14 protein-coding genes are annotated in these 12,048 nt (G+C 61.2%); 4 read left to right on the plus strand and 10 right to left on the minus strand.

Annotation, left to right across the window (positions count from 1 at the left end):
• The first annotated feature begins 89 nt into the window (after positions 1 to 89).
• Both pabB and LT42_RS07070 read left to right on the plus strand, forming a co-directional pair.
• Positions 90 to 1,433, plus strand: coding sequence for an aminodeoxychorismate synthase component I (gene pabB / locus LT42_RS07065; protein WP_037011060.1), 1,344 nt, complete (start codon positions 90 to 92; stop codon positions 1,431 to 1,433).
• A gap of 470 nt (positions 1,434 to 1,903) precedes the next feature.
• On the plus strand, positions 1,904 to 2,638 hold the full coding sequence (locus LT42_RS07070; RefSeq protein ID WP_037011061.1) for a phosphoadenylyl-sulfate reductase: 735 nt from the start codon (positions 1,904 to 1,906) through the stop codon (positions 2,636 to 2,638).
• A 123-nt stretch (positions 2,639 to 2,761) separates the two neighbouring features.
• Here LT42_RS07070 and cysB read toward each other — a convergent pair whose 3' ends face one another.
• From cysB to LT42_RS07095, 5 genes are all read right to left on the minus strand, one after another.
• On the minus strand, positions 2,762 to 3,736 hold the full coding sequence (gene cysB / locus LT42_RS07075) for an HTH-type transcriptional regulator CysB (protein WP_037011062.1): 975 nt from the start codon (positions 3,734 to 3,736) through the stop codon (positions 2,762 to 2,764).
• A 152-nt stretch (positions 3,737 to 3,888) separates the two neighbouring features.
• Positions 3,889 to 4,383: a universal stress protein gene (locus LT42_RS07080; RefSeq protein ID WP_037013076.1), complete on the minus strand. Its 495-nt coding sequence runs from the start codon at positions 4,381 to 4,383 to the stop codon at positions 3,889 to 3,891.
• A 95-nt stretch (positions 4,384 to 4,478) separates the two neighbouring features.
• Positions 4,479 to 5,399 carry a 5'-nucleotidase gene (locus tag LT42_RS07085; protein WP_052075158.1) on the minus strand — a complete coding sequence of 307 codons (921 nt, stop codon included), beginning with the start codon at positions 5,397 to 5,399 and terminating at the stop codon, positions 4,479 to 4,481.
• Between the two features lie 43 nt (positions 5,400 to 5,442).
• Positions 5,443 to 6,396 carry a putative 2-dehydropantoate 2-reductase gene (locus LT42_RS07090; protein WP_037011063.1) on the minus strand — a complete coding sequence of 318 codons (954 nt, stop codon included), beginning with the start codon at positions 6,394 to 6,396 and terminating at the stop codon, positions 5,443 to 5,445.
• A gap of 12 nt (positions 6,397 to 6,408) precedes the next feature.
• Positions 6,409 to 6,744, minus strand: coding sequence for a YbbN family protein (locus LT42_RS07095; protein WP_037011064.1), 336 nt, complete (start codon positions 6,742 to 6,744; stop codon positions 6,409 to 6,411).
• Positions 6,745 to 7,047: 303 nt separating this feature from the next.
• On the opposite strand from LT42_RS07095, the gene LT42_RS07100 reads away from it, so the two are divergent.
• A complete protein-coding gene (locus tag LT42_RS07100; RefSeq protein ID WP_037011067.1) occupies positions 7,048 to 8,124 on the plus strand; it encodes a 3-deoxy-7-phosphoheptulonate synthase in 1,077 nt (358 codons plus the stop codon).
• Positions 8,125 to 8,207: 83 nt separating this feature from the next.
• Here the strand turns inward: LT42_RS07100 and LT42_RS07105 are convergent, their stop codons facing one another.
• The gene (locus LT42_RS07105) at positions 8,208 to 8,489 is read right to left on the minus strand and encodes a GNAT family N-acetyltransferase (RefSeq protein WP_037011068.1); all 282 of its coding nucleotides are present in this window, start codon (positions 8,487 to 8,489) and stop codon (positions 8,208 to 8,210) included.
• Positions 8,490 to 9,026: 537 nt separating this feature from the next.
• Between LT42_RS07105 and oprI the strand changes: the two genes are divergently transcribed.
• Positions 9,027 to 9,278, plus strand: coding sequence for an outer membrane lipoprotei OprI (gene oprI / locus LT42_RS07115; protein ID WP_003199355.1), 252 nt, complete (start codon positions 9,027 to 9,029; stop codon positions 9,276 to 9,278).
• A gap of 170 nt (positions 9,279 to 9,448) precedes the next feature.
• On the opposite strand, the gene LT42_RS07120 is transcribed toward oprI, so the two are convergent.
• The 4 genes from LT42_RS07120 to LT42_RS07135 form a co-directional block, all read right to left on the minus strand.
• The gene (locus LT42_RS07120; RefSeq protein WP_037011076.1) at positions 9,449 to 10,411 is read right to left on the minus strand and encodes a L,D-transpeptidase family protein; all 963 of its coding nucleotides are present in this window, start codon (positions 10,409 to 10,411) and stop codon (positions 9,449 to 9,451) included.
• An 82-nt stretch (positions 10,412 to 10,493) separates the two neighbouring features.
• Positions 10,494 to 10,790, minus strand: a complete 297-nt coding sequence (locus LT42_RS07125; RefSeq protein ID WP_037011079.1) for a hypothetical protein — start codon at positions 10,788 to 10,790, stop codon at positions 10,494 to 10,496.
• A gap of 71 nt (positions 10,791 to 10,861) precedes the next feature.
• Complete coding sequence (locus LT42_RS07130; protein WP_037011081.1) at positions 10,862 to 11,296, minus strand: thiol-disulfide oxidoreductase DCC family protein; 435 nt, start codon at positions 11,294 to 11,296, stop codon at positions 10,862 to 10,864.
• Positions 11,297 to 11,437: 141 nt separating this feature from the next.
• Positions 11,438 to 12,043 (minus strand): arylesterase, encoded by a 606-nt coding sequence (locus LT42_RS07135; RefSeq protein ID WP_037011084.1) that lies wholly within the window; start codon positions 12,041 to 12,043, stop codon positions 11,438 to 11,440.
• Between the last annotated feature and the right edge of the window lie 5 nt (positions 12,044 to 12,048).

Consider the following 12,048-nt stretch of genomic DNA (forward strand, 5'->3'; position numbering starts at 1 on the left):
CTCGCCGCCGGCCACAGCATTCCCCTACAACTCGGCCCCGCGGAAGACTACAATCGCCGTCCTCGCGCCCAGACTGATCCACGCCTCGCATGCCTATCTGCTCTTTACACCCACTGCCTTATCGTGCCGACCCCTGCGGGTATTTCGCCCGCGTGCGGTTTGCTCAGGGCGCCGTGCTGCTGGACAGCGGCCGCCCGACGGCTGACCGCGGCCGCTTCGATCTGCTCAGTGCCTGGCCGCTGGACACACTGCAGCCGGTTGCGAATGAATCCGGCCCGGTCTTTCTACAGCGCCTGCGTGAGTCACTGGCCCGCCTCGGTGAAGCCGATTTACCCGAGCACTGCGCGCTGCCGTTCGCCGGCGGATTAATCGGCTATCTGGCGTACGACTTCGGCCGCCTGTTTGAACCCCTGCCCGATCAAGCCATCGATGACCTGCACCTGCCCTCCGCTCGATTGGGGCTGTATGCCTGGGCGCTGGTCAGCGATCACCAGGAGCAGACCAGCCAACTGGTGTTTCACCCGGCGCTGGCGCACGCCGAACGCCAGCACCTCATTGCGCTGTTCGAGCACCCCGCGGCGCAAGCGGACATATCGTTCAAGCTGACGGCGCCCTTCGCATCGGACATCAACGCCGGGCAGTACCGGCAGGCCATCGAGCGCATTCACGCTTATATCCAGGCGGGTGACTGCTACCAAGTCAATTTCGCCCAGCGCTTTCGCGCCTGCTTTGAAGGCGACCCATGGACGGCGTATCAGGCGCTGCGCGTCGCCTGCCCTACCCCGTTCGCCGGCTATCTGGCCCTGCCCAAGGGCGATGCGGTGTTGAGCCTGTCACCCGAGCGGTTCGTCAAGGTGAGTCAGCGTCAGGTCGAGACGCGTCCGATCAAGGGCACCCGTCCGCGGGGTCGAAACAGCGCTGAGGACGCAGCCTTTGCCGATGAGTTGCTGGCAAGTGAGAAAGACCGCGCCGAGAACCTGATGATCGTCGACCTGCTGCGCAATGACCTGGGGCGCACCTGCCGCATCGGCTCGGTCAAGGTGCCGGAGCTGTTCAGGCTGGAAAGCTATCCCAACGTGCATCACTTGGTCAGCGCCATTACCGGCGAGCTGGCCGAGGGCAAGGATGCGCTGGACCTGATCGGCGGCGGTTTTCCGGGTGGGTCGATCACCGGCGCGCCGAAGATCCGCGCGATGCAGATCATCGAAGAACTGGAGCCGACCCGGCGGGCCCTGTATTGCGGCTCGCTGATGTACCTGGACGTGCGCGGCGAAATGGACAGCTCCATTGCCATCCGCAGCTTGCTGGCCAAAGACGGCCAGATTGCGTGCTGGGGCGGCGGCGGCATCGTCGCTGATTCGCAGTGGGAGGCGGAGTATCAAGAGACCTTCACCAAAGTGCGGGTGTTGATGCAGACGCTTGAGAGGTTATGAGTGGCAGCCCCCCCCCCTCATTGACGCAAATCCTTGGGTCTGGGTGGTCCCTCACACGTGAGCACTGGCAGCCCCGTAGGATCAGCGTGTGTCGGTGAGGTCGGCTGACCACGCTGCCGCTATCGCGAATCAGTATTTCTAACGCGTGAAGAGGCCCTGGGATTCCACCTCATACATTCGGCGGAATACGGTCTGTAGGAGCGCGCTTGCCCGCGAAACGCGGTGCGTCAGGTGAATACGGCGTTGAACTTGCCGACGTCTTCGCGGGCAAGCGCGCTCCTACAAGTCATGTGATCAACCGGAATGTCAGCGCCCCCCCCTGATCCGCCCTCTGCGCCATCCGCCCAGCTCCAATCTCCAATCTCCAAGCCCAGGCAATCCCCGCTTTCAGCCAAACGAGGCCAGATTTTTTGTTACCATCTGCGCCATTACGAGCGCTTAAGCGCCAGCCTGATATAGGAAGCCGCCTGATGAATCACCCTTTCGACGTCGATGACATCGCCGCCACGTACGCCAATAAATCCCCGTCCGACATCCTCAAGTTCGCCTTCCAGCACTTTGGCGACGATTTGTGGATTTCCTTCAGCGGTGCCGAAGACGTGGTACTGGTGGACATGGCCTGGAAACTCAACAAAAACGTCAAAGTCTTCAGTCTGGACACCGGCCGGCTGCACCCGGAGACCTATCGTTTCATCGATCAGGTGCGCGAGCAGTACAAGATCGACATCGATATCGTCAGCCCTGATCGGGAAAAACTCGAACCTATGGTCAAGGAAAAGGGCTTGTTCAGCTTCTACCGCGACGGCCATGGCGAGTGCTGCGGTATTCGCAAGATCGAGCCGTTGCGGCGCAAACTTGCCGGCGTCACCGCCTGGGCCACCGGGCAGCGTCGGGACCAGAGCCCAAGCACGCGCAACAACGTGGCGGTGGTCGAAATCGACGGTGCATTCTCGACGCCGGAACGCCCACTCTACAAATTCAACCCGCTGGCCCAAATGAGCAGCGCGGACGTGTGGAATTACATCCGCATGCTTGAACTGCCTTACAACCCTCTGCACGAGCGCGGCTTTATCAGCATTGGCTGCGAACCCTGCACCCGCCCGGTTCTGCCCAACCAGCATGAGCGTGAAGGCCGTTGGTGGTGGGAAGAAGCCACGCAGAAGGAATGCGGGCTGCATGCGGGCAATCTAATCGCGAAAGGATAGAGAGGCAGCTGCAAGCTTCAAGCATCAAGCATCAAGCCTCAAGCTGCAAGAGAACGGCGGTCCGCGTGGGGTCTGCTGTTTCTTGCAGCTTGAAACTTGCCGCTTGAAGCTGAGGTTCGCCTCTCAATGCTCTGGCAGTTCTACCCCGGCGAACAGTTCTTCCAGCTCCTGCTTGTTGTGACACTGAATGGCTTTGGCCATGACATCGCGGGTCAGGTGCGGGGCGAATTTCTCGATGAAATCGCACATGAAGCCGCGCAGGAAGGTTCCGCGACGGAAGCCGATCTTGGTCACGCTGGCTTCGAACAATTCGCTGGCATCAAGCACCACCAGATCGTTGTCCAGCTTGGCATCCACCGCCATTTTGGCAACGATGCCCACGCCCAGACCCAGCCTGACGTAGGTCTTGATCACGTCCGCATCCGCAGCGGTGAACACCACTTTCGGGGTCAGCCCGCGGTGGCTGAAAGCCTCGTCCAGCTTGGAGCGGCCGGTGAAGCCGAATACGTAGGTCACGATCGGGTACTCGGCGAGGATCTCCAGCGTCAGCTTTGGCACCTTGGTCAGCGGGTGGCCCTGGGGCACGACCACGCAGCGGTTCCACGTGTAGCAAGGCATCATCACCAGATCACCAAACAGCTCCAGGGCTTCGGTGGCAATGGCGAAGTCGACGGTGCCGTCGGCGGCCATCTCGGCGATCTGCATCGGCGAACCCTGATGCATGTGCAATGCAACGTCCGGGTACTGCTTGATGAAATTGCTGATCACCGGTGGCAGCGCGTAGCGCGCCTGGGTGTGGGTGGTGGCGATGGACAAAGTGCCTTTTTTCTCGTTGGAGAATTCCTGGGCGATTTGCTTGATGCTTTCGACTTTGCGCAGGATCTCCCCTGCGGTGGTAATGATGCGCTCGCCTGCCGGAGTCACGCGGGTCAGGTGCTTGCCGCTGCGGGCGAAGACTTCCACGCCCAGTTCGTCTTCCAGCAGGCGGATCTGCTTGCTGATGCCCGGCTGCGAGGTGTAGAGGCTCTGCGCCGTCGCTGAAACGTTGAGGTCGTGGTGCGCCACTTCCCAGATGTAGCGCAGTTGTTGAAGCTTCATATGTATCCCTCAAAGCCGTAAGACGCCATAGGCATCAGCAACGGTATATAACTGGATTATTGGTCCGGATGGCAAAGCTAGAACTTTTTATCACTTTTGAGCCGTAATGGCACGCAGCTTTTCAAGCGTTCGAAATATTCACGCAACCGCCATCACGTCTGTGGTCGCCTCTGCAGCATCGGCACCATATAGACCGGCACGTTGGACAGTTGCAGAACCCGCGCGGCGGTCCGTCCGATCGGCGTATCCCCCTCACCGCCCTTGCTGCGGCTGCCCAGCACCAGCAGATCGACGCCCAGCAGGCGTGCCTGATCGAGTATCACTTTGGAGGGGTCGCCTTGAACCACGCGGACGCTGCAGATCAACGCCAGGTCCTGGTGGCCCTCACCCAACTCTTCGCGAAAACTGGCCAAAACCCTGGCCTCGATCCCGTCGATGACGGTATTGACGCCTTCGCTGTGGAGTTCCTTCAGCGCATCGGCGGTCAGGTAACTCTGCAGCACCGACTCGGCGAACAGCCCCATCGGCTCAACCACGTGCACCACGTGCAGCTCGGCCTTGAACGTCCGCGCCAGCACCACAGCGTGCTGCAGCACGTACGGCGCATACAGGCCGAGGTCGGTGGCGTAGAGCATCGAGCGGATCATAAAGCCCCCGGGACCACCTTTCAGATGAAGTCCCAGCAAGCGTAGCAGCGCCTCGAGCAATGCGACGTCCGCCTGCTGCTTTTCGATCTAACGCCTCAAGGTTTTAGCTCGTTGCTGATGCCATGGGGCACGTGCCCGGTCGCGACGACCTCGCGCGCCCGTTCGCAGTGACCGGGTTGGTCGTCGAAGAACACATCCGCCGCAAACGCTTCCAGAAATGCGGATTTGTCCAACCCGCCCAGAAACAGCGACTCATCCAGACGAATGTCCCACTCCCTCAGCGTCCGGATTACCCGCTCGTGAGCCGGAGCGGAGCGTGCGGTGACCAACGCCGTGCGAATAGGGCAAGACTCTTCGGGAAATTCTCTCTGAAGGGCATTCAGCGCAGCCAGAAACGGCTTGAACGGTCCGCCCGGCAACGGCCTGCGGGCGGCCTCGCGCTCATTGGCCTGAAACGCTTCAAGCCCGCCCGACTGGTAAACGCGCTCGGACTCGTCGGAAAACAGCACGGCGTCACCGTCAAAGGCGATGCGCAGCTCGGCACTGGCGGCCCGCCGGGCACCGCCGGACAGAATGGTGGCGGCGGCGAAACCGGCGTCCAGGGCGCTGCGCACGTCCTCGGCGTGGGTCGACAGGAAAAGATGGCTGCCAAACGCCGCCAGATAAGGGAACGGGCTGCGCCCGCCGACGAACGCCGCGCGGTAGATGTCCAGGCCGTAATGCTGGATCGAATTGAACACCCGCAAGCCGGTGTCGGCGCTGTTGCGCGAGACCAGCACCACTTCCACCCGCGACTGGGTCAAACCGGCATTAAGGCTCAGCAGCTTTTCGACCAACCGAAACGCATCGCCGGGTTCAAGCACTTCATCTTCATGCTCGATCTGGTATTGACGATAGGCCGCTACACCCTCCGCCATGTAGATCTCATGGCTTTCGCGTAAGTCAAACAGCGCCCGCGAGGAAATCGCCAGGACCAGCTTGCTCGCAAGAGGCTTTACGTTCAGCGCGTTGCTCATCTTCATCCTCATGGGTCAGGTGCGCGGAGTACGGCAACGGTTTCTATCGATTGTTCCGGTCGATGAACGCCAGCGCATGGTAAAGAGCGCGAACCTTGGGCATGTCACAGCCGGCCGCGAGCGCAGTGGCCAGAGGCCGGGCGTAAATCGCATCGAGTTCCAGCGGACGTCGTTCGGTGAAATCGTGGTACATGCTCGGCCGGTAATCCGGCATATGGCCGGTGACTTTGAGCAGGTGCTCGGCATAGCCCTCTGGCAGCCCGTGCCCGCACGCCTGGGCGCCCTGCACCACTTCGGCCATGAGCCCTTGAATCAGCGCGCGGCTGTCGGCGTCGGCCATCAGTGGCGTGGTGCTGGCATTGAGCAACACCGAGAGGCCGTTGTAAGGCACGTTCCACACCAGTTTTTGCCAGCGGGCCAGGTCGAGGTTGTCCATCGCTACCGAATCGATGCCGGCTTGATGAAACAAAGAGGCGCCCTGCTCGACCCAATGATTGCGCGTCGGGGCGTCGGCCGGGCCGCTGTGGTAGCCAATATTGACCGCGCCAAACGCCTGATGGGTGATCTGCCCCGGCCCCGTGCGATGCACACAAACGAAGCACAGCCCGCCCAAAAGGTGGAGCGCGTCGGGCAGTACGGCCCGCAGCGCGTCCTCCACGCCCAGACCGTTTTGCAACAGCAGCACCTTGGCGCCGGGCGCGGCGGCCTGCACGATGGCGGAGGCCACCCCGCCATTGCCGGTGGTCTTGGCGCCGATCAGCAGCCAATCGCACGGCGGCATGTCGGCAGCGCAGGCGTAGGCCTGCACCTTGTCCAGCTTCAGCAGGCCATGCACCTGGCTGTCCACCGTCAAACCGTCGCGGGACACGGCATCGAATTCGCTGCGCAGTAGAAAATGCACATCGAAGCCGGCCCGCGCCAGCATCACGCCGTAGAACCCGCCGATCGCACCCGTGCCGATGATGCCGATGCGGGGTTTGATTGCGCTTTCGCTCATGTTTGCTCCGATTCAGGGAAGTTCGTCTGGCGCAGTGGCCAATGCGACCGCCAGCCCGGCGGTGATCGCCTCGGCGGATATTTGCGTGCGCAGCGGGCCGAATAATGCGCCGTCCCGCACCACGAACATCGCCGGCAGGTGAAAAACGCCATAGCGCTGCACCGCGCCACCATTTTCCTCGGCATCAATCCAGCACAGACGATCCACAGGGATCGATTGCTCCGGCAGATGATGGCGGGCCCAGCGGCAACTGGAGCAGCCCAGGCTGGTGAAAATCAGCAGTGACACGCCCGGCAGCGCCAGCAGTTGCTGGTCGAGGTCGAAGTCCGTCAATTGCAGTTGATCCACGCGCTTCTCCTCTGAATGATGTGCGGCTGATTGTATGCCCGCCGCCGGTTCTGGCAGGACTGGCTTTGCTGTGAATAGCGCTTTGACATCGCGAGCGGCGTGAGTCGGGACCACCCGAAGTGCGATTGCGCCGCCCGAAACAGGTCAGACAATGCCGCAACTGTTGGACGAAAGCCACGCTTACCCATTGTCGAAGGATGGGCTAACGCGCTAAGGTTCCGCTCCCCCGTTGCGCTCAATCATGCTCGGCTCCGCCGCACGGGGACGCTGGCGGCCAGCATCCGCGACCTGATGAGTAACACGATGGCTGATTTACCGATTGACGACCTCAACGTTGCCTCCAACGAGACACTGATCACCCCGGATCAGCTGAAACGCGAAATCCCGCTGACCCCTGCCGCCCAGGCCACGGTCAGCCAAGGTCGCGAAGTCATCCGCAACATTCTCGACGGCAAGGATCACCGCCTGTTCATCGTGATCGGGCCGTGCTCGATCCACGACCTCAAGGCCGCCCACGAATACGCCGACCGCCTCAAGGCGCTGGCCGCCGAAGTGTCCGATACGCTGTATCTGGTCATGCGCGTGTACTTCGAAAAACCGCGCACCACCGTGGGCTGGAAAGGCCTGATCAACGACCCGTACCTGGACGACTCCTTCAAGATTCAGGATGGCTTGCACATCGGCCGTCAACTGCTGCGCGATCTGGCCGAAAAAGGCCTGCCGACCGCCACTGAGGCGCTCGACCCTATCTCGCCGCAGTATCTGCAAGACCTCATCAGTTGGTCGGCCATCGGCGCGCGCACCACCGAATCCCAGACCCACCGCGAAATGGCGTCGGGCCTGTCTTCGGCCGTCGGCTTCAAGAACGGCACCGACGGTGGTCTGACGGTCGCGATCAATGCCCTGCAATCAGTGTCGAGCCCGCATCGCTTCCTGGGTATCAACCAGGAAGGCGGCGTGTCCATCGTCACCACCAAGGGCAACGCTTACGGCCATGTCGTATTGCGCGGCGGCAACGGCAAGCCCAACTACGACTCGGTCAGTGTGGCTCTGTGCGAGCAGGCGCTGAACAAGGCGAAGATCAAGCCGAACATCATGGTCGATTGCAGCCACGCCAACTCCAACAAAGACCCGGCGCTGCAGCCGCTGGTGATGGAAAACGTCGCCAACCAGATTCTCGAAGGCAACGAATCGATCATCGGGCTGATGGTCGAGAGTCATTTGAACTGGGGCTGTCAGGCAATTCCCAAAGACCTCGCCGATTTGCAATACGGCGTGTCCATCACCGATGCATGCATCGATTGGGAAAGCACCGAGAAAACCCTGCGCAGCATGCACGCCAAACTCAAGGACGTGCTGCCCGGCCGTAAACGCGGCTAAAAGGGCTGATTGCAGAAACGACAACGCCGAGCAAATGCTCGGCGTTTTATTGTGTGGAGCTTACCGGATGAAAAGCGGCGCGGTTAAATCTTGGCCGCCTGCCGCTGGTTGCGCTCCATATAGCGCTCCACATAAGAGCACGAAGGGATCACGGTATAGCCGATGTCATCGGCATAGTTGAGCGCCACTTCGGTCAAGGCTGCTGCTATCCCCCGCCCGCGCAATTCGTTGGGAACGAACGTACGGTAAATGTCCAGGGTCTGTTTACCCAGGTCCATGTAAGTCAGATAGGCACGATGACCGTCAATGTTCACTTCGAACTGGTGACCGGTCTCGTCATGGTGGATGGACAACGCCTCGCTCATCGCTACTCCTCGCGGGTCTTGGAATTGGACCCCTACCTTATCGACATTTTCCCGGCGAAGGAACCTCTGCAGACCCCGTGTCGTTTATCGGGCTGCAAGACTGGGCCTGACTACGCCGCCCTGTGCCATTTGGACACCGCGAAGCAGACCGATGTTCTTGAATATCAGCACAGGCAAATAGTAGGCCCCTTCTGCGAACGGGCTCAAGTGAATGAACTGTTAATTGCGCTGCCGCACATCTGACCGCAACCCACGCGGAACCTGTCGTCGCCGGCCAATGTCCATTGAGACGCGACGCTTGTAGTTGAGTTACTTGATCAGTGTTTCACCCCCTTGGGGATGCCTTCATCAGGCAGGCTGCTTCGTGCGGATAAAAAGCGTGAGGAGTTGCACGGAACACCTTCAAAGCAAAGAATTTTAGGCAGATCTTGCACTCGGTCCGTTTACTTACTACAAACAATGAGTACTATGTACGCCGGTCATTTTCTCACTTTCGAGAGATGACTAATTTGATAGAAGTCCTTTAAGGGGAACACGATGAACAACGTTCTGAAATTCTCTGCTCTGGCCCTGGCCGCAGTTCTGGCTACCGGTTGCAGCAGCGCATCCAAAGAAACCGAAGCCCGTCTGACTGCAACTGAAGACGCAGCCGCTCGTTCGCAAGCGCGTGCCGATGAAGCCTACCGCAAGGCTGATGAAGCTCTGGCTGCTGCTCAAAAAGCTCAGCAAACTGCTGACGAAGCCAACGAGCGCGCTCTGCGCATGTTGGACAAGGCTAGCCGTAAGTAATAATCCCTCGGGGTTATTGATAAGCCGATCCGTGTACGGATCGGCTTTTTTATTGCCCGGAGTTTGCCCCCTCGCCTCGCGAAGGCCAGGTTGCCAGGCAATAAAAAACCCGCCCTCCTGCGCTATCAACACGGGATGGGCGGGCATCGGCGGGGAGAGACAGCGCGCCGTTATTGCAGCGTCAGCGGTGCTTCATTGACCACCGGCGCGGTCGGCACGGCGATCTCTACCGGCATGCCGTCTTCGGCCGCTACCACGTCCCGCACCTCATCCCAGTTGATTCGCAGGCTGTTGGCCAGGTCTTCACGCTTGAGCAAGGCGTTGATGACCGCCGTGTGCTTGTCGACCACAGAAGGGTTGCCGCTTTCATCGAGGGGCGTGTGCGCTTCGAGGAACACCTTGCCGCCGCTGACGCCGAACTTATAGGGCTCGCTCATGATGCGCACAGTGGTGCCCACCGGCACCATGTCGGCCATTTCAAGCACGTTGTTGTTGTACATGCGGAAGCAGCCATGGCTGGTGCGCATGCCGATGCCGAACTTCTTGTTCGAGCCGTGGATCAGGTAGCCCGGCAAGCCGAGGCCGAATTTGAACGGGCCCAGGGGATTGTCAGGCCCTGCCGGCACCACGTTGGGCAGGATGTCACCGTCGGCGGCATGTTCGGCCTTGACCGACGCGGGCGGCGTCCAGGTCGGGTTAGGGGTCTTGGCCGTCACTTTGGTCGTCGAAATCGGTGAGCCCCAACCTTCGCGGCCGATGCCCAGCGGGAAGGTGTACACCACGTTCCGGCCTTTCGGGTAGTAGTACAAACGGTACTCGGCCAGGTTGATGACGATCCCTTCGCGCGGGCCCGGCGGCAAAATGAAGCGAGTCGGCAACACCACCTGGGTGCCTGCACCCGGCAGCCATGCATCGACGCCAGGGTTGGCGGCGATCATTTCCAGGTAGCCCAGATCGTAGCGGGTGGCCAGGTCAGCAAAGGTGTCTTCGTATTTGGCGGTCACGGTTTGCACCTGACCAATGATGTCCTCACCGGGCGGCGGCAGCGGAAACTCCAGTGCGGAGGCGGGGCCGGCCGCGCACAGCGCAGCGAACGACAGACAGCGGGCGAAAGCTGGAATGCGCGACAACATCCGGAGGATCCTTGGTAAACGGGAGGCTTGATTGAGCGCGATTGTACACGCACGCCTGCGCCTCAGGGAGTGCTCGCGCGCCTTAAACGCCGGCTTCCAGCTCCGGCCAGATCGGGTGCCAGCCACGTCGCTGGGCGTCGATGATGGCCCGGCACAGCGGGCACAGCCGCTCGTCCTGATAAACCGTCTGCTCGACGGGTGACCAGCGCGGCTGCGCGGGCAGCAGGGTGCCGCACAATGTCCGGTCGGCCGAGCCTGCCAGTTCGAGCTGGCGAGCAACCAGGTGCACAAGGATTTCCTGGCACGCGAACAGGTCGAGCTGTTCGTCAGGCTCGATCAGTTGATAGGCATAAAGGGACCAGGCAGGACGGCGCGGCATCGGGGGCTCCAGATCGGGGGCGCCACATTAGCCGAAAGCCCCCGTCTGGAAAAGGCCTGCAGGCCTTTAAATCAGCGGTTTTGGTCTGAAGGCGGAGAAACCGGGCAACTGCCGTCGCGGCATCGACGACTGCCGTCCGGATGAGGCAACCACGCCAGATGCGGACGCCAGCGGCAGAACAACCTGTAACCGAGGTTAAGCAACGGTCTGAGCGGCCGCCATGACAGCGGCGCAGCCCATGCGCCCAGGCCGGCTGCGCGCCAACTCCAGAGCGTAGCGTCGAGGCCCGTGACCCAGGTGCCGTCTGCGAACCTGGCATGCAGGGCGTCGTGCATCTGCTCAAGGCTAAACCCCAGCGCAGCGGCATCGAAGCCCTCTTCGTCAATATCGACGAACTGCAACCGCCCTGGCGACGCGTGCGAGCGCAGGACCTTGATCTCGCGCGCGCAAAGGGGGCAGTCACCGTCGAAATACAGCGTCAAAGGCCACTGCTCTTTCTTGTACATCATCTGCATCCTGTATAGGTTTCGCCCACCATAGGCGCTAACTCACAGACTGACAATGGCGCTGACCCGTTCTCTGTCACCGGGCCCGAATATCCGGCGATCAGGACAACGCCCAGCCCGGCCACCTCGCAAAGGCCCCAGTCAAAGCAAAGGCTTGAGCACCGGCCAGACGTTATCCAGCAAATAAGGCTGCGCCTGGACGTTAGGGTGGATTCCATCGTTTTGCGTCATGTCAGGCCTGCCGCCCACGCCCTCCAGCATGAACGGCACCAGTGCCGCATCGGTGGCTTCGGCGACTTTCGGGTACACCGCCGCGAATGCCGTGGTGTAGCGCTCACCGTAGTTCGGCGGGATTTTCATGCCCAGCAAGAGCACCTTGGCCCCCGCCGCCTTGGACCGCTCAACCATGTCGGTAAGGTTTTGTTGCAATTGCGCCGGGGGCTGGCCGCGCAGGCCGTCATTGCCGCCCAGTTCGAGGACCACCAGATCAGGTTTGTGCTCGGCCAGCAGCGCCGACAGCCGCGCCTGGCCGCCTGCGCTGGTGTCGCCGCTGACCGACGCATTGATGACCTTTTCCTTGTAACCTTCCTCTGCCAGGCGCTGCTCCAGCAGGCTGACCCAGCCGACCCGGGTATCCAGGCCGAAAGCCGCGCTGATACTATCGCCAACGATCAGCACCGTGCCCGCCATCGCGCCTTGAGACACCAGCAGCAAACCCAGGCCAGCACTTAAAAACCACGCACGCATCGGAT

The sequence above is a fragment of the Pseudomonas lutea genome (assembly GCF_000759445.1).
In the GTDB taxonomy this organism is placed as follows: domain Bacteria; phylum Pseudomonadota; class Gammaproteobacteria; order Pseudomonadales; family Pseudomonadaceae; genus Aquipseudomonas; species Aquipseudomonas lutea.

What these genes read in the sequence shown, in the direction of transcription:
- pabB (WP_037011060.1), top strand. Translation starts at nt 90, where the DNA reads ATGCCTATCTGCTCTTTACACCCACTGCCTTATCGTGCCGACCCCTGC.
- LT42_RS07120 (WP_037011076.1), bottom strand. Translation starts at nt 10,411, where the DNA reads ATGTTGTCGCGCATTCCAGCTTTCGCCCGCTGTCTGTCGTTCGCTGCG.
- cysB (WP_037011062.1), bottom strand. Translation starts at nt 3,736, where the DNA reads ATGAAGCTTCAACAACTGCGCTACATCTGGGAAGTGGCGCACCACGAC.
- LT42_RS07090 (WP_037011063.1), bottom strand. Translation starts at nt 6,396, where the DNA reads ATGAGCGAAAGCGCAATCAAACCCCGCATCGGCATCATCGGCACGGGT.
- LT42_RS07080 (WP_037013076.1), bottom strand. Translation starts at nt 4,383, where the DNA reads ATGATCCGCTCGATGCTCTACGCCACCGACCTCGGCCTGTATGCGCCG.
- LT42_RS07085 (WP_052075158.1), bottom strand. Translation starts at nt 5,399, where the DNA reads ATGAGCAACGCGCTGAACGTAAAGCCTCTTGCGAGCAAGCTGGTCCTG.
- LT42_RS07105 (WP_037011068.1), bottom strand. Translation starts at nt 8,489, where the DNA reads ATGAGCGAGGCGTTGTCCATCCACCATGACGAGACCGGTCACCAGTTC.
- LT42_RS07100 (WP_037011067.1), top strand. Translation starts at nt 7,048, where the DNA reads ATGGCTGATTTACCGATTGACGACCTCAACGTTGCCTCCAACGAGACA.
- oprI (WP_003199355.1), top strand. Translation starts at nt 9,027, where the DNA reads ATGAACAACGTTCTGAAATTCTCTGCTCTGGCCCTGGCCGCAGTTCTG.
- LT42_RS07135 (WP_037011084.1), bottom strand. Translation starts at nt 12,043, where the DNA reads ATGCGTGCGTGGTTTTTAAGTGCTGGCCTGGGTTTGCTGCTGGTGTCT.
- LT42_RS07070 (WP_037011061.1), top strand. Translation starts at nt 1,904, where the DNA reads ATGAATCACCCTTTCGACGTCGATGACATCGCCGCCACGTACGCCAAT.
- LT42_RS07125 (WP_037011079.1), bottom strand. Translation starts at nt 10,790, where the DNA reads ATGCCGCGCCGTCCTGCCTGGTCCCTTTATGCCTATCAACTGATCGAG.
- LT42_RS07130 (WP_037011081.1), bottom strand. Translation starts at nt 11,296, where the DNA reads ATGTACAAGAAAGAGCAGTGGCCTTTGACGCTGTATTTCGACGGTGAC.